The organism is Streptomyces changchenzhani, from assembly GCF_039766235.1.
In the GTDB taxonomy this organism is placed as follows: Bacteria; Actinomycetota; Actinomycetes; order Streptomycetales; family Streptomycetaceae; genus Streptomyces.
Window position 1 is genome coordinate 920,165 of the sequence record NZ_JBDHNH010000001.1, and the last position, 22,036, is coordinate 942,200.

Genomic DNA, 22,036 nt, shown 5'->3' on the forward strand with positions numbered 1-22,036 from the left:
GGAACCAGCCGCCAGGTCTGACGCGTGATGTGGTGCGCGCCACTACCTTCGAAAACGTGACTGTGATCGCGACCGAAAGCCTGAGCAAGCGGTTCCCCAGGGTGACCGCACTTGAAGAGCTCTCCTTGGACATCGGACCCGGTGTAACCGGGCTGGTGGGCGCCAACGGGGCCGGCAAGTCCACCCTGATCAAAATCCTGCTGGGACTGTCCCCCGCCACCGAAGGCCGGGCCGCGGTGCTCGGCATCGACGTCGCCACCGGCGGTGGCGCCATCCGTGAGCGCGTCGGCTACATGCCCGAGCACGACGCCCTGCCGCCGGACGTCTCGGCGACCGAGTTCGTCGTACACATGGCGCGCATGTCGGGCCTGCCGCCCACCGCGGCCCGCGAGCGCACCGCCGACACCCTGCGCCACGTCGGTCTGTACGAGGAGCGCTACCGGCCCATCGGCGGCTATTCGACCGGCATGAAACAGCGGGTGAAGCTGGCCCAGGCACTCGTCCACGACCCGAAACTGGTCCTCCTCGACGAGCCGACCAACGGTCTCGACCCGGTGGGCCGCGACGAGATGCTTGGCCTCATCCGCCGCATTTACACCGACTTCGGCATCTCGGTGCTGGTCACCTCGCACCTCCTCGGTGAGCTGGAGCGCACCTGCGACCATGTCGTCGTCATCGACGGCGGCAAGCTGTTGCGCTCCAGCTCCACCAGCGACTTCACCCAGACCATGGCCACCCTCGCCGTCGAGGTGACGGACACCGAGGCGCACCCCGACGGCACCCGCGCCCTGCGCGAGAAGCTCACCGCCGCCGGAGCGACCCTCCACGCGGGCGTGGAGGACGGTCTGCCCGGTGCGGGCCACATCCTGCTCGTCGAGGCCATCGGCGAGGAGACGTACGACCTGGTGCGGGACGCCGTGGCCGACCTCGGCCTCGGGCTCGTACGGATGGAACAGCGCCGCCACCACATCGCCGAGGTCTTCCGCGCGGACCACCAGCAGCAGACGGCCGCACCACTGGCCGCCACGACAGCCACTGAAGCGGCACCCACTGCCACTGCCACTGGCACTGGCACTGCCACGACAGCCACTGCCGCCTCCGCCGGTGCCACAGCCGCCGCCGACCCGAAGGGAGACGGCCGCGATGGCATCTGAGGCCGCCACACCGCTCACTCCGAGCGCCGACCCGACCCGTATCCACAACATCGGCTACCGGTCGTACGACGGACCGCGCCTGGGCCGTGCCTACGCGCGCCGCTCGCTCTTCTCGCAGTCCCTGCGCGGCGCATACGGACTGGGCCGCAGCGCCAAGTCCAAGGTCCTGCCGATGATCCTGCTCGGCGTGATGTGCCTGGTCGCGGCGATCATCGTCGCGGTCGCCGTCGCCACGCCGAGCACGGACCTGCTGCTGACGTACACCCGGTACGCGATCGTCATGCAGGCCGTCATCGGTCTCTATCTCGCGTCCCAGGCCCCGCAGTCGGTCTCCAGGGACCTGCGCTTCAAGACGGTCCCGCTGTACTTCTCGCGGCCCATCGAGCGTGTCGACTACGTCCTCGCCAAGTACGCGGCGATGGCCTCGGCCCTGTTCATCCTGACCGCGCTGCCGCTGGTGATCCTCTACGCGGGCGCCCTCCTCGCCAAGTTCGACTTCGCGGACCAGACGAAGGGCTTCGCGCAGGGGCTCGTCTCCGTGGCGCTGCTCTCGCTGCTCTTCGGCGGCCTCGGCCTGGTGATGGCCGCGCTGACCCCGCGCCGCGGTTTCGGCGTCGCCGCCGTCATCGCCGTACTGACGATCTCCTACGGAGCGGTGTCCACCGTCCAGGCCATCGCCTGGAACCAGGGCTCGACCGCGGGCGCCAGTGCGGTCGAATGGCTCGGCCTGTTCTCGCCCATCACCCTCATCGACGGCGTACAGACGGCGTTCCTCGGCGCGGCCACGTCCTTCCCGGGCGGGGACGGCCCGTCGGCTGGCGTCGGAGCGGTCTACGTCCTCGTCGTCATCGGGCTCATCCTCGGCTCGTACGCCGTCCTGATGCGCCGCTACCGGAAGGTCGGGCTGTGAGCACCATCGACATCACCAACACCTCGCGCTGGTTCGGCAATGTGGTGGCGGTCAACGACATCACGATGAAGGTGGGCCCCGGCGTGACCGGGCTGCTCGGCCCCAACGGCGCCGGCAAGTCCACGCTGATCAATATGATGGCCGGCTTCCTCGCGCCCTCCACCGGCACTGTCACCCTCGACGGGAAGCCGATCTGGCGCAATGAGTCGGTGTACAAGGAGATTGGCATCGTGCCCGAGAGGGAAGCGATGTACGACTTCCTCACGGGCAAGGAATTCGTCGTCGCCAACGCCGAGTTGCACGGTCTCGAAGCGGGAGCGGCGTACAAGGCGCTCGCGACGGTCGAGATGGAGTACGCGCAGGACCGCAAGATCTCGACGTACAGCAAGGGCATGCGCCAGCGCGTGAAGATGGCGTCCGCCCTGGTCCACGACCCGTCCGTATTCCTCCTCGACGAGCCGTTCAACGGCATGGACCCGCGTCAGCGCATGCAACTGATGGAGCTGCTGCGGCGGATGGGCGCGGAGGGCCGCACGGTCCTCTTCTCCTCGCACATCCTGGAGGAGGTCGAGCAACTCGCCTCGCACATCGAGGTGATCGTGGCCGGACGGCATGCCGCGTCTGGCGACTTCCGCAAGATCCGCCGACTGATGACGGACCGCCCGCACCGCTATCTCGTACGTTCCAGCGACGACCGCGCACTCGCCGCCGCACTGATCGCCGACCCGTCGACCACGGGCATCGAATTGGACTTCACGGAGCGCGCACTGCGCATCGAGGCCGTCGACTTCATCCGGTTCACGGAGCAACTGCCGCAGGTCGCGCGTGCGCACGGCATCCGGTTGCTGACGGTCTCGCCCTCGGACGAGTCCCTCGAATCGGTCTTCTCCTACCTCGTAGCGGCCTGAAAGGAGCTTGCAGCGATGTACGAACCCACAGTCGCCCGGCTCACCTACCGGGCCCTCCTCGGCCGCCGCCGAGCGGCCATCCTCTTCGTACTCCCGGCCCTGCTCATCCTCATCGCGGTGGCGGTACGGCTGCTCACCGGTGCGGACGACCAGGTCGCCGCCGATGTGCTGGGCGGTTTCGCGATCGCCACGATGATCCCGCTGATCGGCGTGATCGCGGGCACCGGCGCGATCGGCCCGGAGATCGACGACGGCTCGATCGTCTATCTGCTCGCCAAGCCGGTGAAGCGGTCCACGATCATCTTCACCAAGCTGATCGTCGCGATCGCCGTGACGATGGCGTTTTCCGCGATCCCCACTTTCATCGCCGGCCTGATCCTGAACGGCAACGGCGGGCAGATCGCGATCGCCTACACGGTCGCGGCCCTGGTCGCCTCGATCGCGTACAGCGCGCTCTTCCTGCTCCTTGGCACGGTCACCCGGCACGCGGTGGTGATCGGACTCGTCTACGCGCTGGTGTGGGAGACGCTCTTCGGCAGCCTGGTGCCCGGCGCGCGCACCCTCAGCGTCCAGCAGTGGTCGCTGTCCCTGGCGGAGCGGATCGGCGCGGACGGCATGATCACCTCGGACGTCGGCCTGCCGACCGCCGTCACCCTGCTGGCCGTGGTCACGGTCGTCGCGACCTGGTACGCGGGGCAGAAGCTGCGCACGCTCAAGCTGGCGGGCGAGGAGTAGACCCGGCTTGGCCCGTACGTCCGTACAGTCGTGAACCCCCGTCCGGTGGATGGGGGTTCACGCGTAACTGTACGTTTATCGGTTCGTTGTTCAGGGTGCGTGGAGGCAACTGGAATCTGTGACGTCGTAGCGTTCGTGAAATTGGGGATTGCCGGTACCGGATCGAAAGCCGGGCCGGTCATTGGGTGAGTAGCACCGTGAGCCGACCTCCGCTCCTGAAGCCCGGGGACAGGGCCGACCATGATCGGTTTCGCGAACGGAAGGCATGCCCATGCCATCGGAAGTCACCCTGCTCGGATCGCGCACGATGCGCGACGAAGCGATGGGGCGGGTCGAAGCGCTCGACAAGGTCAAGGCGCTTGTCATGCTCCCGGACGGAATTTACGTCTGCACAGAGGACGTCGCCCGGTACTTCGAGGTCTCCACAGAGGTCGTCCGGAAGGTGGACAACGCCATCGGGCCGAACTCAACGAGAACGGGTTGCAAGTCCTGCGAGGCGATGACCTGCGTGTCTTCCAGAGGGACATCTTGTCCCTCTGGAGCGAGGGCCTGGGGACAAGTTATCCACAGGCGGCCACGAACCTCACCCTCTTCACCCGCCGGGCAGTCCTCAATACCGCGATGCTTCTTCGCGACAGCGACATCGCCCGCCGCGTCCGTACGTACCTCCTCGACGCCGAGGAGAACGGCTGGCGCGCGGGTTACGCCTCGCTGGACCGCCGGGTCACCAAGGTCGAGTCGCACCTCGACACGGTGGGCCGCGCGCTTCAGGAGCTGGGGCCCGTCATCAAGGGGATCTCCCTCCGGCTCGACCGGCTGGACCGACGGCTCGACGCGACCAACCGGATCGTCGGCGCCATCAGCAACCGGCTCTGCGACCTCTCCGAGGACATGCGGCGCCTGGAGCACCGCATGGACCGCAGGTTCGACGTCGTCGACCGCCGGCTGAACGCGCTGGAGCGCAGTCAGCGTCGTAAGCGCCGCTGATCCACTCGCGGCCCGCGCCCGGCATCACACCTTGCGGTCGCGGGCCGCGAACAGGCCCACCACCAGGGCCGCCGCGCACACACCCAGCATCAGGGCGATCGGCAGCGTCCAGCTGCCGGTCGCCTCGTACACCGCACCCGCGGCCAACGGGCCCACCGCGGCAAGCAGATAGCCCACGGTCTGCGCCATCCCGGACAGCCTCGCCGCCGTCACCGCGTCGCCGGAGCGCAGCACGATCAGTGTCAGCGCGAGGCCCACGGCGCCCCCTTGGCCAATGCCGAGCACCGCCGACCAGAGCCAGGCGCCGGACACCGGGGCGAGCATCAGGCCGACATAGCCGGTCGCTACGAGCGAGGTCACCAGGACGATCAGCGGGCGCTGGCTGCGCATCCGGCCGGCCAGCAGCGGCACACCGAAGGCGCCCGCGATCTGGATGAGGTTGTTGAAGGCGAAGACCACACCGGCGCTTGAGCGGCTCATGCCGTGGTCGGTGAAGATCGTCGGCATCCAGGCGATGAGGACGTACGACCAGAGCGACTGCAGCCCCATGAAGAACGTGACCTGCCAGGCCAGCGGCGAGCGCCAGACGCTCTTGGCGCGGCCGGGGGCCGGGGCGGCCCGTACCTCATGGCCGGTACGTCCCCGGGCGATCAGCACTTGCGGCAGCCACGCCACCGCGGCCACCACGGCGAGCAGCGACCAGAACGCCATCGACGCCTCCCAGCTGTCGCCGAACGCCCGCTCCAGCGGCACCGACGCGGCAGCCGCCACCGTCGCGCCCGCGATCATCGCGCCGGTGTAGATGGAGGTCATGGCGGCGGCCCTGTCGGGGAAGTCGCGCTTGATCAGGCCCGGCATCAGGACGTTGAGCAGGGCTATCGCGGTGCCGATCAGCAGGCTCCCGCCGTACAGGCCGGGCAGCGAGGGCAGCACCCGCACCACGATTCCCACGGCCAGCAGCAACAGCGCGGCGAACAGCACCCGTTCGGTGCCGAAGCGTCGGCCCAGCCAGGGCGCGACCATCGCACCCACCCCGAGGAAGAGCACCGGCACCGAGGTCACCAGGCTGCTTCCCGTGGACGACAGCCCGAACGCCTCGCCGATCTCGCTCACCAGCGGCGACACACTCGCGAGCGCCGCCCGCATATTGAGCGAGGCCAGCACGATCCCGATCAGCAGCACCGCGGGATGGGCCAGCAACGCCCGCCGGGCGGCGACCCCTTGAGGCGAGGGCCGTACGTCGGCCTCCGCGTCGAGGAGGAGTTGATCGGAATCCGAGCGTGACACAGCGAGCACCTAACAGAGGAGAAGGGAAATGAGGGCGACGGGGTCAGCGGTCGAGCAGGGCCCGGACCACATCGATCGGCACCTGAAGGACGGCCCGCGCCGCGCCTTCCGCCGCCGCCGGGTCGCCGCTCTCGATGGCGTCGACCAGCGCCGCGTGCGCGTCCAGGTCGATCGGCGGCATCTCGTGGTCACCCAGCGAGGCGGCCAGCGACTCGTGCACCTGGGCGGAGAAGAAGCGGTAGACCTCGGTGAACGCGGCGTTATGGGTGGCTTCGATGATCGCGAGATGCAGGACCATGTCGGCGTCCGCGGCCCGGTCCCCCTGCGCCCGCAGCCCGTCCAGCGCGGCCCGCAGCCGCTCCAGGTCGGCGTCGTCGCGGCGGGCGGCGGCCAGCCTGGCCGCCTCGGCCTCCAGGGCGACCCGCAGTTCGAGTACGTCCAGGGCTCCGGCGTGCCGCATGGAGCGCAGTGCCGCGGCCGGGTCGGCGGTGGAGCGTACGAACGTGCCGTTGCCCTGCTGCGACTCAAGCAGCCCCGCGTGCACCAGCACGCGTACGGCCTCGCGCACCGTATTGCGGCCGACGCCGAGCTGGGCGGCGAGCTCGTGCTCGGTGGGCAGCCGGTCGCCGACGGCCCACGCGCCCTCCATCAGCTGGGCACGCAGCTGATCCACCACGGTGTCCACCAGGGACTGCCGTCCTGCCGCACGCAGCGCCATGTGTAAGTTCCCCGCCAACTGTTCGCCCGATTGACCGATTGCCCGGTCATCCTACAACTGTGGAAATCCAGTGGCGCACAGGTGCGGTGAAGGGGCACAGTAGGTGACGTAACCGACAGATCGACAGATCGACGGATCGACGGATCGACGGATCGACGGATGGACAGTCGACAGTCGACAGATGGAGAGATCTGCCCCAGACCGGGGCGGAGCACGGCGTCGACCGGGATTTCAGGTCCGGGTCCGCCGCGCTCCAGCCGGGCGGCCGTCACCTGCCGCCCAGGGGGCGGCCGCTTCGAGCGCATCGCGCGGGCCGCCCCCTCCCCAGGGAATCCCGGGGAGCGAGGCTGGGTTCCTCGGCTCAGTGCCGCGCGGCGAGCAGCTGCTCCAGGACGACCGCGATGCCGTCGTCCTCGTTCGACGCCGTGACCTCGTGCGCCACGGCCTTCAGCTCCTCGTGCGCGTTGGCCATGGCCACGCCGTGCGCCGCCCAGCCGAACATCGGGATGTCGTTGGGCATGTCGCCGAACGCGATCGTGTCCGCGGCCTTGAGGCCGAGCCGCCGCGCCGCCAGCGAAAGCCCCGTCGCCTTGGTCAGGCCCAGCGGCAGGATCTCCACCACGCCCGCGCCCGCCATCACGACGTCCACCAGGCTGCCGACCGTCTCGCGCGCGACCTTCGCCAACGCGTCGTCGGACAGGCCGGGGTGCTGGATGTAGACCTTGTTCAGCGGCGCCGACCACAGGTCCGCCGGGTCCGTGTACGGCAGATACGGAAGCGGCCCTTCCTGCACCTGGTAGCCGGGGCCGATCAGGACCGCGCCGTCCAGACCGTCGCGGCTCGCGGCCAGCGCGAGCGGGCCGATCTCCGCCTCGATCTTGGCGAGCGCGAGGCCGGCCAGCTGCCGGTCCAGCGTCACCGAGGTCAGCAGCCGGTGCTCACCGGCGTGGTAGACCTGCGCACCCTGGCCGCAGACCGCGAGGCCGTCGTAACCGAGGTCGTCGAGGATATGCCGGGTCCACGGGACCGCGCGTCCTGTGACGATGATGTGGGCCGCGCCCGCCGCCGTGACGGCGGCGAGCGCATCGCGCGTGCGCGCCGAGACCGTGTCGTCGGAGCGCAGCAGCGTCCCGTCGAGGTCGGTCGCGACGAGCTTGTACGGCAACTGGTACGGCAACTTGTACGGCAAAGGGGGCGGGGCGGTGCTCACTTGGAGATGGGCTCCAAAATCTCTCGTCCCCCGAGGTACGGACGCAGCATTTCAGGCACCCGCACCGAACCGTCGGCGAGCTGGTGGTTCTCCAGGATCGCGACGATCGTGCGCGGTACGGCGCACAGCGTGCCGTTGAGCGTGGCGAGCGGCTGGAGCACCTTCTTGCCGTCGCGGTTGTCGCGCATCCGGATGGACAGCCGACGGGACTGGAACTCCAGGCAGTTCGACGCGGATGTCAGTTCGCGGTACTTGCCCTGCGCCGGGATCCACGCCTCGCAGTCGTACTTGCGCGAGGCCGAGGAGCCCAGGTCGCCGGAGGCCACGTCGATCACCTGGAACGGCAGCTCCAGCGACGACAGCCACTGCTTCTCCCAGCCGAGCAGGCGCTCCAGCTCCGCCTCGGCGTCCGCCGGGTCGATATAGGTGAACATCTCGACCTTGTCGAACTGGTGCACCCGGAAAATCCCCCGGGTGTCCTTCCCGTACGTACCTGCCTCGCGGCGGAAGCAGGGTGAGAAGCCCGCGTAGCGCAGCGGCAGCTTGTCCGCGTCGATGATCTCGTCCATGTGGTACGCCGCGAGGGGGACCTCGGAGGTGCCGACCAGGTAGTAGTCGTCCTTCTCCAGGTGGTACACGTTCTCGGCGGCCTGGCCGAGGAAGCCGGTGCCCTCCATGGCGCGCGGGCGGACCAGCGCGGGGGTGAGCATGGGGATGAAGCCGGCCTCGGTCGCCTGCGCGATCGCGGCGTTGACGAGGGCGAGCTCCAGGAGCGCGCCGATGCCCGTCAGGTAGTAGAAGCGCGAGCCCGACACCTTGGCGCCGCGCTCGACATCGATGGCGCCGAGCGATTCGCCGAGCTCCAGATGGTCTTTGGGCTCGAAGCCCTCGGCGGCGAAGTCGCGCGGGGTGCCGATGGTCTCGCGTACGACGAAGTCCTCTTCGCCGCCCACCGGGACGTCGGGGTGCACGATGTTGCCGAGCTGGAGCAGCAGCTTCTTGGCCTCGGCCGCGGCCTCGTCCTGATCGGCGTCGGCTGCCTTGACGGCGGCGGAGAGCAGGCCGGTCTTCTTCAGCAGCTCCGCCTTCTCGTCGCCGGAGGCCTTGGGGATCAGCTTGCCGAGCTGCTTCTGCTCGGAGCGGAGTTCGTCGAAGCGGCTGCCGGACGACCTGCGCCGCTCATCGGCGGAGAGGAGGGCGTCGACGAGTGCGACGTCCTCTCCACGGGCGCGCTGGGAGGCGCGAACACGGTCGGGGTCCTCACGGAGCAGGCGAAGGTCAATCACTCCACCAGGCTACCCGCGCCCGCTTCCCACGATCGACTTGATATTGCATTGCGTGGCATTATGTCCAAATTGCCCAAGATTGAGAATTCAGACGGGCAATGCGGGGAGAGCGGCGGGGTCGCGGGGAATCGCCGCGGGAGTGCGCGTCGGCCGCGGGTCGGTCGCACGTCGGTCGCGCGTCAATAAAACAGGCGCTATTCCCCGAAACAGGGCAATCGGCGTCAGTGGGTTGACGCTTCTCCCTTGTGGGGAGCGGGAGTTGGCCACCGGGTTGTCCACAGGAATGTGCAGGTCCGAAAAGTTATCCACAGGCTGTGTGGAAGTTCTGTGGATGCCGGAAGTGATCGTTCCGAAAGCCTCATGAGGGGCGAAGGGTTCCCCGCGCAAACCCACCTCACACACTCATTCGGGTGGGAATGCCTATCCCTAAAGAGTTGATCACTGGAATTGAGGTGACAGAGCACGACCTACCGCCCTGTGGACGGAAGAGGGCGCTCTAGGCAGATTTGTCGATGATGTCGGGTTGCGTTGTCGACTTGTCCCCAGGTCGAGACCCAGCCCTGTGGATAACTTTCTGTGACCGGATAAGCAGCCCGGGTATCCACAGCGGAAGCGACCGGAGGGCCGCGCCCCGTGCGGTCAGGCCCGGCCGTCCTGGCAGCGCGCCAGCCAGTCCGACGCCGCCACGAACTCCGTGTCCGACGTCCCCGCCCGCAGCGGCGACACGTCCTCGGGCCGTACCTCGGCTCGCGGGTAGGACCCGATGAACCGCACGTTCGGGCTGATCCGCTTGAGCCCCATCAGGGCCTCGCCCACCCGCCGGTCCGAGATGTGGCCCTCGGCGTCCACGGCGAAGCAGTAGTTGCCGATCCCCGCACCCGTCGGCCGCGACTGGATCAGCATCAGGTTGACCCCGCGCACCGCGAACTCCTGGAGCAGTTCGAGCAGTGCGCCCGGGTGGTCGTCGCCCAGCCAGATCACCACCGAGGTCTTGTCGGCCCCCGTCGGCGCCGCGGGCCGCGCGGGCCGCCCCACCAGGACGAAGCGCGTCTGCGCGTTCACCGCGTCGTGGATCTCGGTGACCAGCGGCACCAGGCCGTACGTCGCCGCAGCGAACTCACCCGCGAAGGCCGCGTCGTAGCGCCCCTCCTGCACCAGCCGCGCGCCGTCCGCATTGGACGCGGAGGACTCCCACGTCACGTCGGGCAGGTTCGCCGCCATCCAGTTGCGGACCTGCGGCTGAGCCGCCGGGTGTGCGGTGACCGTCTTGATGTCGGTGATCTTCGTGCCGGGTCGTACCAGCAGCGCGAAGCTGATGGAGAGCAGCACCTCGCGGTAGATCATCAGCGGTTCGCCGGAGGTCAGCTCGTCGAGGGTCGCGGTGATGCCGCCCTCGACGGAGTTCTCGATCGGTACGAGCGCGGCGGCGGCGGCCCCGCTGCGCACCGCGTCCAGCGCGGCCGGCACGGACACCATCGGGACGAGCTCCCGGGTGGCGGCTTCCGGGAGGGTGCGGAGGGCGACCTCGGTGAAGGTGCCCTCGGGGCCGAGATAGGCATAGCGCGTTGCCGACATACGGTCACCTTAATGGGCCGTACGGGAACGACGTACGGGATCCTCACCCGCCCCACCAACCTTAGCCGCCCCACCCGCCCCAGCGGCGGCCCCTCAGCCCTCCAGCAGTCGCTGCCCCACGTACTCCCCGTCCGGCGCACCCCCCGGCACAGCGAACAGCCCGCTCGTCTCGTGCCTGACGAACGGCGACAGCGCGTCCCCGCGGTCGAGCTTGCGCTGCACCGGGACGAAGCCCCGCAGCGGGTCCGCCTGCCAGCAGACGAAGAGCAGCCCGGCGTCCGGGGTCCCGTCGCCGGAGATCCCGTCGTGGTACGAGAACGGCCTGCGCAGCATCGCCGCGCCGCCGTTCTGTTCGGGGGCGGCGATCCGGGCGTGCGCGTCCGGAGGGACGACGAGCTTGCCGTCGGCCCCGGTCTTGTCCAGCGCCAGTTCCGTCCGCTCGTCGCCGCCCGTGAGCGGCGCCCCGTCGGCCTTCCTGCGCCCGATGACCTTCTCCTGCTCGGCGCGCGCCAGCTTCTCCCAGTCGTCGAGGAGCATGCGGATACGGCGTACGACGGCGTACGAGCCGCCCGCCATCCACTGCGGATCGCCGTCGGCCGGCACGAAGATGCGCCGGTCGAAGTCGTCCTCGGACGGCTTGGGGTTGCGCGTGCCGTCGATCTGGCCCATCAGATTGCGGGCGGTCATCGGCCGCGCGGTCGCACCCGGCGAACGGTTGAAGCCGTTCATCTGCCACCGCACCTTCGCCGCGTCGCCCGCCTCCCGCTGGATCGCGCGCAGCGCGTGGAAGGCGACCAGCGAGTCGTCGGCGCCGATCTGCACCCACAGATCACCGTTGCTGCGCCGGGCGTCCAGGTGGTCGGAGGAGAAGTCGGGCAGCGGGTCGAGCGCGGCCGGCCGCCGGCCGCCCAGGCCCGTACGGCCGAAGAAGCTGTGGCCGAAGCCGAAGGTGACGGTCAGCGAGGACGGCCCGGCGTCCAGCGCGACGCCCGTGTCACCATCTCCGGAAGGGTCGCCGTCCCCGGAAGGCTCGCCCGCCATCAGTGCGCGCGCCGCCGCCGACCAGCGCCGCAGCAGCGCCGCGGCCTCCTTGCGCCCGGCGCCCGGCGCCAGGTCGAAGGCGACGAGATGGCCGCGGGCCTGGAGGGGGGTGGTGATTCCGGCCTGGTGGGCGCCGTGGAAGGCCAACGCCGTGGAGCCGACCGCAGTCAGGGCCGTGGCGGTGTCCGCCCCGGAGTCGGATGCGACGGCGTAACCGCCGGTCCCGCCCAGCGCGAGCCCGGCGGCGCCCGCCGCGCCGGTGGCGGCGAGCAGCCGCCGCCGGGAAAGGCCGTTGCTTCCCGCGCTCTTGCTTCCCGCGCCGGTGCTTTCCACGTCAGTGTTACCCACGTCGCTGGTGCTTTCCACGTCTGTGATTCCCACGCCTGTCAGCCGATCTTCACGTTCTTCTTCACGGTCACCTGATCGATGTCCGAGGTGCGGACCATCACTTCGAGCTGCCACGTCCCGGGCATCGGGATCTGCACGCCGGTCGCACTCCAGTGTCCGGTGGCGACGCGGTCGGGGGCGGCAGGCAGCGGTCCGATCGCCTTCTTCTTCTCGGTGAACGCGACCGTCACCTCGGGGGCATCCAGGGGCCGCCCGTTGGGCCGCTCCAGCCATACGTGCAGGGTGTTGGCGCCCGACCTGGCCGGGTCGAGCTCGACGCGCGCGGTGCCCTTGCCGTCCTCGCCGCCGGTGTCGAAGGGGATACGGACCTTGATCGGCTCGGCGGGGGCGGTGGGGGAGGTCTCGGCGTTGCCGACCTCCTTCTCCTGCGTACGGCCGGGCTCGGTGCTCGTCAGTATGGTCGTGACGGCCAGCAGCACCACGGCGACCCCGGCCTCAGCCAGTACGGACCGCCGCAGCCTCGTCCGCACGGGATCGGCGTCACGCACCCGCTTCACCCGGGCGGTGGCCACCGCGGTCTTCTGCCGGGAGAGCTGCGCGGAGCGCGCGGGATTCTCGGGGACGGTCACCCGTTCCTCCTCCTCGGCGTCCTCCTCCTCACCCACCTCGGTCTGGTCCGCGTTCTCGGCCTTCGCGTCCGCCACCGCGTCCTCGGCCAGCCGCGCCGTCCAGCGCCGCGAGATCCACGCGATACCGACCAGGACGACGACCAGGCCGACCTTGACGAGAAGCAGTTGCCCGTACGACGTACCGGTCAGCGCCGACCAGGAGCCGACCTGCCGCCAGGACTGGTAGATGCCGGTCGCGGCGAGCACGACGACACTCACGAAGGCGACCCGGGAGAAGTTGCTGACGGCTGTGCGCTCGATGCCCGACGTCCGGTAGAGGGCGACGAGCAGCGCGGCGAGGCCGCCCAGCCAGGTCGCCACGGCCAGCAGATGCAGTACGTCGACGGGCATCGCGATACCCGGCTGAAGGCCCGTCGACGCGTGTTCGGCCAGCGCCCAGGTCGCCGCGATCCCGGCGGCCATGACGCCGCCGCCGAGGGCGAGCCCGAAGGTGAGGTCCTTCTTCTCCTTGGGGTCCTCGCACTTCGCGTACGCCCCGAAGAGGACGGCGACGAACAGCGCCGCCGCGCCGAGCAGCAGCAGCCGCGAGACGAGTGACGCGCCGGTCTTGGTTTCCAGTACGGCCTTGAGGCCGCTGAGGTCGAAGGCGTCGGCGAGCTTGCCCGAGCCGGTGTACGGGGTGCGCAGCAGCAGCATCACCAGGGTGGATGCGGTGAGCGTGAGCCACCCCGTGACGACGAGGCGTTGCAGTGGACGCTCGGCCGCACCGCGCTGCCAGCAGGCGAGCACGAAGGCGGCGCCACCGACGAGCAGGATGAAGCCGGCGTACGCCGTGTAGCGCGCGATGCCGTAGAGCGCGCCCACCAGACCGCCGCCCGCGGCTTGTTCGGGCACCTCGACGGTGGTCTTGGAGGGGGCGCCGATGGAGAAGGTGAAGGCGCCGGAGATGGGGTGGCTGTCGGCGGAGACGGCCTGCCAGGCGACGGTGTACGTGCCGTCAGGCAGCCCGGCGTGCAGGTCGACGCCGTATCTGACGACGCCTCCGGCGGTCAGGTTGCGGACATCGCCGGTGTCGGCGCGTTTGCCGCTGGGTTCCAGGACGCGGATGGAGTCGTCGCCCAGGGCGATCTGTTCGGAGAAGGTGAGGCTGACGTCCTTGGGCGCGGTGGCGACCACCGCCCCGTCCTTCGGGTCGCTCCCGGTGAGCGCGGCGTGCGCCGACGCGGGGGCGGCTCCTGCGAGCAGGGTGGCGAGGAGCGCCGTCGTGACGAGCAGCAGCCGTATGACAGAGGCTGCGAAGCGGGGGGCGGTGGCCGGCATGGTGTCAGTCCCTCACTGCTTCTTCGGGTTGTGGGTGGTCTCCTCCACGGGGAAGTCGACCGTCAGGGTGGCGGCCTTCTCGAAGTGCAGCTCCACGGCGACCTTCTCGCCCCGCGCGGGCTTCTTCTTGAGCTTGAGGAACATGATGTGGTTCCCGCCGCGCTCAAGATTCAGTTCGCCGTTCGCGGGGATGCCGAAGGATTTCACCTCCTGCATCTTCTGGTCCTTGGTCTCGTGGATCTGCACCTCGCCCGCGATGTCGCTGGTGAGAGAGGTGAGCTTGTCCGCGGTTGAGCTGTTGTTCTTGATGGTGAGGAAGCCCGCGGCCATGTCGTCCATGACGGGCTCGGGCATGAACGCCCCGCTGACCTTCAGTTCCGGTTTGCCGTCACCGGCGCCTTCACTGTCGCCGGAGCAGCCCGCCAAGGCCAGCCCGACGGTCAGGGCCACGGCGGTCGCGAGGGTGGTGCGGCGGTTCACGGGCTCTCCCCCTTGAGCAGCTTGGGAAGATCCTTGGTGTAGTCGTCGGCCGTGGTGTCCTCGCCGTACAGCACATAACCGGCGTCGGTCTTCGGCGAGAACGCGATGACCTGCGCGCCGTGCATGGACACGACCGTGCCGTCCTTGTCCTTCTTGGGCGCGTCGATGCCGATGCCGAGCTGGCGGGCTCCGGCCTGGATGGTCGGGAAGTCGCCGCTGAGCCCGGTGAACGTGGGGTCGCCCGCGCCCTTGAGCCACTTGCCGAGCGCCTCGGGGGTGTCCCGTTCGGGGTCGGTGGTGACAAAGACGACCTGGAGCTTGTCGCGGTCGGCCTGGGGCAGCTTCTTGTACGCGATGGCGATGTTGCTCATCGTCAGCGGGCACACGTCGGGGCACTTGGTGTAGCCGAAGTAGATGAGCGTCGGCTTGCCCTTGGTCTGCTCACGCAGGTCGTACTTCTTGCCGTGGGTGTCCGTGAGGACGAGGTTCGGCTTCTTGAACGGCTTGTCGAGAACCGTCGCGGCCTTGGTGTTCATGTCGGCGGAGACATCGGTGACGGGCTTGGAGCTGTCGGCCTTGTCGCTGCCGCACGCGGACAGGGTGAGCGCGGCCGTGGCGACGAGCGCCACGGCCAGCGCGTTTTTCTTGAGCATGGAGAAAAGTCCCGGTGCTTCGGAGGGGTTCAGGAGGCGCGGCGGCGGCCGGCGAGAACACCGAAGGCCACACCCGCCACACCCACGATGATGCCGATGACGCCGAGGGTGCGGGCCGTCGTGTCGCTGCTGTCGGCCGCGTTCTCGGTCTTGTCGCCCTTGTGGTCCTTGTCGCTCTTCTCGTTGTGCGACGCGGCGTCGGTCTTGGCGTCCGTCTTGGCGTCCTTCTCGCCGTCCTTCTCGTCGTCGGCGCCCTTGGCACCGGCGCCGTGGTGGTCCTCACCGGAGGGCTCGGTCAGCTTGAGGACGGGCGCCGGGGACTGCGGCTCCTCCTCGCCCTCCTTGGGCTCCTCGATCCAGCGGACGACTTCCTTGTTGTCGTACGTCTGGATGGCCTTGAGGACCAACTGGTCGGTGTCCTCGGGCAGTTGGCCCAGCGACAGCGGGAACTGCTGGAACTCGCCGGGGCCGATCTTCCCGCCGGTCCAGGTGACCTTCGAGACGGCCTCGGTGATCTCCTTGCCGTGCACCTTGAGCGGCTTGTCGAGCTTGCTCTTCTCGACCTTGACCGTCCAGCCGGGTACGGGCTGCGGCATCACGGAGGACAGCGGATGGTCGGTGGGGAAGGAGACTTCGAGCTTGGTGGTCGATGCGTCGTCCCGCTCGTTGGGCACCTTGACGTTGACGGTGGCGTAGCCGCCCTTCTCGGCGGGCCCGACGGGCTGCACACCGACGTGCGCGAAGGCCGGTCCGGCGAGGAGCAGGACGGTGGAAGCGGCGACGGCGCCGACGGCGGAGATACGCGTGACGTTCATGGCTGGGAACACTCCGGGGATGCAGGGGTGAATGCTGCTCCGGCGCGCGGATGCGCGACGGCACCGCGACACCGCTCCCTGGGGAGCGGGCCGCGTCAGGCTGCGAGAGAGAGCGCCTCGCGGGGCGGCCCGCGCCTGATCACCGTGTGCTGGAGTGCGTCCGCGGTCGGGCGCGGGGGCGTGCGCAGTGGTGTGCGCAGCGCGCGCGGGCTCTGCGTGTGCGCCCGCGGAAGACCGGCGCGCATTGACCGTACGAGCGCGAGAGCGGCGCGCAGGGACCGCACGAGCGCGCCCTCCGCGACTCCGTGCGCCGACAGCCGGACCAGCCGGGACAGGGCCACTTCGCCGCGCCGCATCAGCCAGCCGGTCGCGACCGCGGCCAGGAGGTGGCCGAGCAGCATGGGGAGGGTGGGAAGCAGTCCGGCGGCCGATTCGGCCCCCGAGGTCTGCACCGTGTGTGCCGCGTGGTGCTGGGCGTCGTACACCGTGGAGGGGCCGATGCCCGCCTCGGTGACGATGCGCCTGGCCTCGATGGTGCTGAGCGGCAGGGCTCCGGCGCCGCACGCCAGCTTCGCGGCCAGGGTGGTCAGCGAGGTGTCGGTGGCCGCGGACTGGACGGCCGGGTGGTGCTGGCCGATCCCGAACAGGACATGCAGGGCCAGCTGTCCGCAGGTCAGCGCGGTGGCGATGACGGGCATCGAACGTGCGCGCCCGGCGAACGGTGCGACCGTGGCGAAGACGGCGGCGCAGCCGAGCGCCATCGTCCACCAGGGGACGGTCGCGCAGGAGGCCACGACGTGTCCTGTCGCGGACAGCGCGACGCAGACCGCGGTGAACACCGCGGCCCGCAATAGCCGCAGACCGGCTCCGGCGCGTGCGACGGACGTAGACATGGCCCGGTCATCATCGCACTGCGCCCACACCGTTCCTACGGCAGGTCCGCGAGCTCATACACCGGCGTGAGCGGCGCGCGCTTCGGCCGAATGAGTGCAATCACATCAACTCCGTGCTTATTCGGCGGTGCTAACGGCAATAGGTATTCGTATGTCGAGCCGCAGCCAGGAGGCTGGAGCATGAGCATCTGGTGGTCTCTCCACTTGCGGCGTGAAGCTGCGAGCGTTCCGCTGGCACGCCGCCTTCTGCTCGGCACCATGGAGACCGCGGGGGTGGATCCGGACATCTCCTTCGACCTGTCGGTCGCGCTGAGCGAGGCCTGCGCGAACGCGGTCGAGCACGGCGGGGACGAACGAGCCGGGGTGTCCTCCTCCGCGGAGTACCGCGTGACCGCTTATCTGGACGGCGAGACCTGCCGTATCGAGGTCACCGACTCCGGGCCGGGTTTTCCCGTCGTGCGAGGGCGTCGAGGCGCCCTGAGATCGGTCCACAGCACGGCGGAGGACGGCCGGGGGCTCGGTCTGATCGAGCAGCTCGCCGACCATGTCCACTACCGGAACAGGCCGGGCCGTGGCGCCGTGGTCAGTTTCGACAAGATCCTGAAATGGCGCGAGGGCGCACTGCTCAAGGTCTCCTGAAAGAGAACCCCGAGCAGCACGCCCTCGTGGCGACGCGGCTTGACGGCCGCGGGTGTACGCGCGAGTGCGTCAGGCCTGCTTGGTCGCGGCCATCCATGCCTCGATGTCCTCGGAGCGGCGCGGCAGGCCGGCCGACAGGTTCCGGTTGCCGTCCTCGGTGACGACGATGTCGTCCTCGATCCGCACACCGATGCCGCGGTACTCCTCGGGCACGGTCAGGTCGTCGGCCTGGAAGTACAGACCGGGCTCGACGGTCAGGCACATGCCGGGCTCCAGCGTCCCGTCGGCGTACGCCTCACGGCGGGCGGCGGCGCAGTCGTGGACGTCCATGCCGAGCATGTGACCGGTGCCGTGCAGGGTCCAGCGGCGCTGCAGACCGAGCTCCAGGACGCGCTCGACCGGGCCCTCCACGAGGCCCCACTCGACGAGCTTCTCGGCGAGGACGTGCTGCGAGGCGTCGTGGAAGTCGCGGTACTTGGCGCCGGGCCGCACGGCCGCGATGCCGGCTTCCTGGGACTCGTACACCGCGTCGTAGATCTTGCGCTGGAGGTCGGTGAAGCGGCCGTTGATCGGCAGGGTGCGCGTGACGTCGGCGGTGTAGAGGGTGTGGGTCTCCACGCCGGCGTCGAGCAGCAGCAGGTCGCCGGAGCGCACATCGCCGTCGTTGCGCACCCAGTGCAGGGTGGTGGCGTGCGGGCCCGCGGCGCAGATCGAGCCGTAACCGATGTCGTTGCCCTCGACGCGGGCGCGCAGGAAGAACGTCCCCTCGATGTAACGCTCGCTGGTCGCCTCGGCCTTGTCGAGGACCTTCACGACGTCCTCGAAGCCGTGCACGGTCGCGTCTACGGCCTTCTGGAGCTCGCCGATCTCGAAATCGTCCTTCACCGCGCGCGCCTCGGAGAGGTACGTGCGCAGCTCCTCGTCGCCCTCGGCGGTGGTCTTGTCGCTCAGCGCGGCCTCGATGCCCGCGTCGTGACCGCGCACGTTGAGCACCGGGCCGGTGGCCCGGGTCAGGGCGGCGGGCAGCTCACGGACGTCCTTCGCCGGGATCCCGAGCAGCTGCTCGGCCTCGGTGAGGGAGTGGCGGCGGCCGACCCACAGCTCGCCCTGGCCGTCCAGCCAGAACTCGCCGTTCCCCCGGTCGGAGCGCGGCAGCAGATAGATCGTCGCGAGGTGACCGTCGTCGGCCGGCTCCAGGACGAGGACGCCGTCCTGCGTCTGGTCACCGGTCAGGTACGCGTATTCGGTGGAGGCGCGGAAGGCGTACTCGGTGTCGTTGGAGCGGGTCTTCAGATTGCCCGCGGGGATCACCAGACGCCGGCCCGGGAAGCGGTCGGAGAGCGCTTCGCGGCGGCGGGCGGTGTGCCCGGCCTGGGCGATCGGCTCCAGGCCGTGCAGCTCGGTGTCGGCCCAGCCGGACTTCATGCTGTCCGCGAGCTCGTCGGAAACGCCTGGGTACAGGCCGTTCTTCCGCTGCTTGATCGGCTCTGCTGCTTCTTCCGGGGTCTCCGCATTGAGCTCCTCAGACACAATTTCTCCTATATGCGACTTGATACGACACCTTGGGACGCCATTGGGCCGCCTTCCATCGTATGTGCGATGAGAAGACGGCCCAATGGCCCTGTGGACAACTGTGAGGAATCAGTCGAAGTGCGCCGCGAGCAGCACGATGTCCTCCGCCGGATCGCTGGTGTCCCACCCTTCCGGAAGCAGTGCGGCAAGGACGTGGTCCGCGATCGCCCCCGGGTCGTCCCGCACCGTCTTGGGCACGCTCGCCGCGGCCGCGTGCAGCCGGGCGAAGGCCCGGTCCATGGGGTCGCCGGTGCGCCGCAGCAGCCCGTCCGTGTAGAGCAGCACCGTTTCGCCGGGGTCCGGCGTGAACTCCACGCTCGGCGCCTCCCAGCAGGCCAGCATCCCCAGCGGCGCGGAGAGCGAGGTCTCCACGTACTCGGTGCGCCGCTCGCCGACGAGCAGCGGCGGGCTGTGCCCGGCCCCGGCCAGCACGATCTTGCGCAGGGCCGGTTCGCAGTACGCGAAGAGGGCGGTTGCCGACCTGGCCGGTTCGGTCAGCCGCAGCAGCAGCTCCAGATCGGACAGTACGGCGACGGGGTCCTCGCCCTCCATCACGGCGTACGCCCGCAGGGAGGCCCGCAGCCTGCCCATCGCTGCCAGCGCGCTCGGGCCCGACCCGGAGACCGACCCGACGGCGAGCCCGAGGGCGCCCTCGGGCAGCGGCAGCGCGTCGTACCAGTCGCTGCCGCCGCGCGGCCCGGTGTGGTGCCGGACGGCTAGCCGCACCCCGGCGACCCGCGGCAGCCTGCTGGGCAGCAGGCCCTCGGTGATGGTCGCGACACGGGTGCGGGAGCGCTCCAGCTCAAGCAGCCTGGCCAGGTGCTCGGCGGCGTACCGGGCGTAGAGACCGGCGAGATGGCGGGCACGCTCGCCGGGCTCGGCCGGCTCGTCGTAGAACCAGACGGCCGCGCCGACGCGGCCCGTCGCCTCGGCGGCCAGCGGCAGCGCGTAGCTGGCGGCGTAGCCCAGGCGGGCCGCGACCTCGCGGTGGCGCGGGTCCAGGCCCTCCTCGCCGAGGAGGTCGGGGTGCGCGATCTCGCTCGGGCGGCCGTTCTCGGCGAGCGTCTCCAGGCCGTCGAGGATCCGGCCGTACGACGTGGAACTGCGCGGCACGGTCTCGATGTGGCCGAGGTCGGCGTGGGCCAGGCCCAGGCCGACGGTGGCCACGGGGCCGAGACCGTCGGCCGGTTCGAGCACGACCAGACCGCGACGGGCCCCCACCAGGGCTGCGCCGGCGTCCAGCAGCTCGTGCAGGGCGGCGTCGAGGGTGTGGGTGCGGACCAGACGTTCGGTGAGTTCATGCAGGGTGGTCAGGTCCGAAACCCAGGTCGCGAGCCGGTCCTGGATCACTGCCACGGCGGCCGCGGGTGGGGCTGAGGGGGCAGCGTTGGACGACTGAGGCGCGACAGTGTGCGCGGGGGCGGGAACCACGGGATCGATTCCAGCCACTTTCGGCACGTGCGGGGCGCTCATGACCGCGAGCTTTCCGTGTGGTGCTTTTCGCTCAATAGCATCGCAAACCCCCAGTCGTTCTGCGCCGCTATCAATGCATCCACATGTACACGTACAAGTAAGGGGATGTCCAGCATCGCGCTCCTGGGACTCTTGGTGTCTGTGGGATCGACAACTTGGCTTAAAAATGCCACCCTCAGCAACAATTTGCGGTCGACTGAGGGCGTTCAGGAGCGCGTCATATCGACCGCGTTGGGTAACTACTCGTTGATGGCCGGGGGCAGTTGGCTCTGTCCCGGAACCTGGCGGCGGGCACAGGCGTCCTAACCGCCGTGGGCCGCGCGCCGTCCCCGAGTAGCGGGGGACGTTCCACCGGACCAGTAAGCGCCATGCGTGCGCCACCCTCCGCTACGTTTCACGCTCGGCTCCGACGAGTGACCCGTGCCGCAGGCTGTAACTGCGACGATGCGCCAATTCGTAACCGAAGAGTACGCGCAGTGAAGTAACGCACACACGATGTGATGTGGACCTCGGCGTTCAACGGAAAGGACGAGCGCTCATGCGCGAGATCCCCGGAAGGCGACGCAGGCTCTGGTTCCGGCGAAGCGAGGAGCCCGCCCTGCTCGGCGCGGCCCTGACCTGCGCCACCAAGTGGCAGTGGCCCGTACTTCCCGGTGTGGGGCTGAAGGCGGCCACGGGTCGCGACAGCCGCAGCGGCCAGGACCAGGGCTGTGCCTGCCCCGACCCCGAGTGCGTCGTACCCGGCGCACACCCCTTCGACCCCGGCATCCTGGCGGCCTCCACCGACGAACGCATGATCCGCTGGTGGTGGACCAACCGCCCGACGGCCCCGATCATGCTGGCCACCGGCGGCAGCGCCCCCTGCGCGCTCAGCCTCTCCGCGATCGCCGGCGCCCGCGCGCTGACGGCCCTGGACGCAATGGGCATGCGCCTGGGCCCGGTCGTGGCGACCCCGACGCGCTGGTCGTTGCTGGTGGCGCCGTACTCCCTGGAGCGGCTCGGCGAGCTGCTGTACGCCAAGGACTGGGTGCCCAGCTCGCTGCGCTTCCACGGCGAGGGCGGGTACCTGGTACTGCCGCCGTCGGAGACGGGCACGGGGCAGGTGCGCTGGGAGCGGGCACCACTGACCGGTTCCGCCGCGCCCTGGCTGCCGGACGTCGAGGCGGTCGTGGACGCGCTGGTGGTGGCGAGCAACGGCGCGCCGGACGGCGGCAGCAGGCTCGCGTACTGACGGACGGATGGGCTGACTCACGGACTGCCGGACGGATGGGCTGTCCGTCCGTCGGGATCGCTCGCCCGTACGGGCCGTCAGGGCCGTACGGCCCAGCGGGATTGGCGGCGACGCGCCGGGCGACTCACTCGTACGGGTGTGAGCGGGGGCCGAGTTCCGGGGAATTGGGCGC

The 22,036-nt window shown here is 69.8% G+C and carries 19 protein-coding genes and 1 pseudogene; 7 read left to right on the forward strand and 13 right to left on the reverse strand.

Features of this window, described 5'->3' with window-relative positions; all coding sequences use genetic code 11:
- Positions 1-62: 62 nt before the first annotated feature.
- The 5 genes and pseudogenes from ABCR94_RS04345 (at position 63) to ABCR94_RS04365 (ending at position 4,694) form a co-directional block, all read left to right on the forward strand.
- Positions 63-1,154 (forward strand): ABC transporter ATP-binding protein, encoded by a 1,092-nt coding sequence (locus tag ABCR94_RS04345; RefSeq protein ID WP_521976448.1) that lies wholly within the window; start codon positions 63-65, stop codon positions 1,152-1,154.
- The gene (locus ABCR94_RS04350; RefSeq protein ID WP_347117638.1) at positions 1,144-2,064 is read left to right on the forward strand and encodes an ABC transporter permease; all 921 of its coding nucleotides are present in this window, start codon (positions 1,144-1,146) and stop codon (positions 2,062-2,064) included. Before ABCR94_RS04345 ends, ABCR94_RS04350 begins: the two co-directional genes overlap by 11 nt.
- On the forward strand, positions 2,061-2,972 hold the full coding sequence (locus ABCR94_RS04355) for an ABC transporter ATP-binding protein (RefSeq protein WP_347117639.1): 912 nt from the start codon (positions 2,061-2,063) through the stop codon (positions 2,970-2,972). The genes ABCR94_RS04350 and ABCR94_RS04355 overlap by 4 nt, the downstream gene beginning before the upstream one ends.
- Before the next feature lie 15 nt (positions 2,973-2,987).
- Complete coding sequence (locus tag ABCR94_RS04360; RefSeq protein WP_347117640.1) at positions 2,988-3,707, forward strand: ABC transporter permease; 720 nt, start codon at positions 2,988-2,990, stop codon at positions 3,705-3,707.
- 271 nt (positions 3,708-3,978) lie between these two features.
- Positions 3,979-4,694 (forward strand): annotated as a pseudogene (locus ABCR94_RS04365) (hypothetical protein).
- A 24-nt stretch (positions 4,695-4,718) separates the two neighbouring features.
- Here ABCR94_RS04365 and ABCR94_RS04370 read toward each other — a convergent pair.
- From ABCR94_RS04370 to ABCR94_RS04420, 11 genes are all read right to left on the reverse strand, one after another.
- A complete protein-coding gene (locus ABCR94_RS04370) occupies positions 4,719-5,981 on the reverse strand; it encodes a CynX/NimT family MFS transporter (protein ID WP_347117641.1) in 1,263 nt (420 codons plus the stop codon).
- Between the two features lie 43 nt (positions 5,982-6,024).
- Positions 6,025-6,699, reverse strand: a complete 675-nt coding sequence (locus tag ABCR94_RS04375; protein ID WP_347117642.1) for a FadR/GntR family transcriptional regulator — start codon at positions 6,697-6,699, stop codon at positions 6,025-6,027.
- 361 nt (positions 6,700-7,060) lie between these two features.
- Positions 7,061-7,909, reverse strand: a complete 849-nt coding sequence (locus ABCR94_RS04380; protein WP_347117643.1) for an HAD family hydrolase — start codon at positions 7,907-7,909, stop codon at positions 7,061-7,063.
- Positions 7,906-9,195 (reverse strand): serine--tRNA ligase, encoded by a 1,290-nt coding sequence (serS, locus tag ABCR94_RS04385; protein WP_347117644.1) that lies wholly within the window; start codon positions 9,193-9,195, stop codon positions 7,906-7,908. The genes ABCR94_RS04380 and serS overlap by 4 nt, the downstream gene beginning before the upstream one ends.
- A gap of 639 nt (positions 9,196-9,834) precedes the next feature.
- Entirely contained in the window at positions 9,835-10,770 is a 936-nt protein-coding gene (gene pheA / locus ABCR94_RS04390) for a prephenate dehydratase (RefSeq protein ID WP_347117645.1), read from the reverse strand.
- A 93-nt stretch (positions 10,771-10,863) separates the two neighbouring features.
- Positions 10,864-12,159, reverse strand: coding sequence for an iron uptake transporter deferrochelatase/peroxidase subunit (gene efeB, locus ABCR94_RS04395; protein ID WP_347117646.1), 1,296 nt, complete (start codon positions 12,157-12,159; stop codon positions 10,864-10,866).
- A 38-nt stretch (positions 12,160-12,197) separates the two neighbouring features.
- Entirely contained in the window at positions 12,198-14,108 is a 1,911-nt protein-coding gene (locus tag ABCR94_RS04400; protein WP_347117648.1) for a copper resistance CopC/CopD family protein, read from the reverse strand.
- Positions 14,109-14,120: 12 nt separating this feature from the next.
- Positions 14,121-14,588 carry a copper chaperone PCu(A)C gene (locus ABCR94_RS04405; RefSeq protein ID WP_347117649.1) on the reverse strand — a complete coding sequence of 156 codons (468 nt, stop codon included), beginning with the start codon at positions 14,586-14,588 and terminating at the stop codon, positions 14,121-14,123.
- Complete coding sequence (locus ABCR94_RS04410) at positions 14,585-15,241, reverse strand: SCO family protein (RefSeq protein WP_347117651.1); 657 nt, start codon at positions 15,239-15,241, stop codon at positions 14,585-14,587. Before ABCR94_RS04410 ends, ABCR94_RS04405 begins: the two co-directional genes overlap by 4 nt.
- Before the next feature lie 29 nt (positions 15,242-15,270).
- Positions 15,271-16,056 (reverse strand): YcnI family copper-binding membrane protein, encoded by a 786-nt coding sequence (locus ABCR94_RS04415; RefSeq protein ID WP_347117653.1) that lies wholly within the window; start codon positions 16,054-16,056, stop codon positions 15,271-15,273.
- Between the two features lie 95 nt (positions 16,057-16,151).
- Positions 16,152-16,949 (reverse strand): hypothetical protein, encoded by a 798-nt coding sequence (locus tag ABCR94_RS04420; RefSeq protein ID WP_347117655.1) that lies wholly within the window; start codon positions 16,947-16,949, stop codon positions 16,152-16,154.
- Between the two features lie 180 nt (positions 16,950-17,129).
- Here ABCR94_RS04420 and ABCR94_RS04425 point away from each other — a divergent pair, with 180 nt between their 5' ends.
- Entirely contained in the window at positions 17,130-17,588 is a 459-nt protein-coding gene (locus tag ABCR94_RS04425; RefSeq protein ID WP_347117657.1) for an ATP-binding protein, read from the forward strand.
- A 69-nt stretch (positions 17,589-17,657) separates the two neighbouring features.
- Here the strand turns inward: ABCR94_RS04425 and ABCR94_RS04430 are convergent, their stop codons facing one another.
- Both ABCR94_RS04430 and ABCR94_RS04435 read right to left on the reverse strand, forming a co-directional pair.
- Entirely contained in the window at positions 17,658-19,118 is a 1,461-nt protein-coding gene (locus tag ABCR94_RS04430; RefSeq protein ID WP_347117658.1) for an aminopeptidase P family protein, read from the reverse strand.
- 111 nt (positions 19,119-19,229) lie between these two features.
- Complete coding sequence (locus tag ABCR94_RS04435; protein WP_521976150.1) at positions 19,230-20,633, reverse strand: PP2C family protein-serine/threonine phosphatase; 1,404 nt, start codon at positions 20,631-20,633, stop codon at positions 19,230-19,232.
- 538 nt (positions 20,634-21,171) lie between these two features.
- On the opposite strand from ABCR94_RS04435, the gene ABCR94_RS04440 reads away from it, so the two are divergent.
- Positions 21,172-21,864: a bifunctional DNA primase/polymerase gene (locus tag ABCR94_RS04440; RefSeq protein ID WP_347117661.1), complete on the forward strand. Its 693-nt coding sequence runs from the start codon at positions 21,172-21,174 to the stop codon at positions 21,862-21,864.
- The last annotated feature ends 172 nt before the right edge of the window (positions 21,865-22,036 follow it).

What these genes read in the sequence shown, in the direction of transcription:
- ABCR94_RS04360 (WP_347117640.1), top strand. Translation starts at nt 2,988, where the DNA reads ATGTACGAACCCACAGTCGCCCGGCTCACCTACCGGGCCCTCCTCGGC.
- ABCR94_RS04400 (WP_347117648.1), bottom strand. Translation starts at nt 14,108, where the DNA reads ATGCCGGCCACCGCCCCCCGCTTCGCAGCCTCTGTCATACGGCTGCTG.
- pheA (WP_347117645.1), bottom strand. Translation starts at nt 10,770, where the DNA reads ATGTCGGCAACGCGCTATGCCTATCTCGGCCCCGAGGGCACCTTCACC.
- ABCR94_RS04420 (WP_347117655.1), bottom strand. Translation starts at nt 16,949, where the DNA reads ATGTCTACGTCCGTCGCACGCGCCGGAGCCGGTCTGCGGCTATTGCGG.
- ABCR94_RS04410 (WP_347117651.1), bottom strand. Translation starts at nt 15,241, where the DNA reads ATGCTCAAGAAAAACGCGCTGGCCGTGGCGCTCGTCGCCACGGCCGCG.
- ABCR94_RS04375 (WP_347117642.1), bottom strand. Translation starts at nt 6,699, where the DNA reads ATGGCGCTGCGTGCGGCAGGACGGCAGTCCCTGGTGGACACCGTGGTG.
- ABCR94_RS04440 (WP_347117661.1), top strand. Translation starts at nt 21,172, where the DNA reads ATGCGCGAGATCCCCGGAAGGCGACGCAGGCTCTGGTTCCGGCGAAGC.
- ABCR94_RS04425 (WP_347117657.1), top strand. Translation starts at nt 17,130, where the DNA reads ATGAGCATCTGGTGGTCTCTCCACTTGCGGCGTGAAGCTGCGAGCGTT.
- ABCR94_RS04415 (WP_347117653.1), bottom strand. Translation starts at nt 16,056, where the DNA reads ATGAACGTCACGCGTATCTCCGCCGTCGGCGCCGTCGCCGCTTCCACC.
- ABCR94_RS04435 (WP_521976150.1), bottom strand. Translation starts at nt 20,633, where the DNA reads ATGAGCGCCCCGCACGTGCCGAAAGTGGCTGGAATCGATCCCGTGGTT.
- ABCR94_RS04350 (WP_347117638.1), top strand. Translation starts at nt 1,144, where the DNA reads ATGGCATCTGAGGCCGCCACACCGCTCACTCCGAGCGCCGACCCGACC.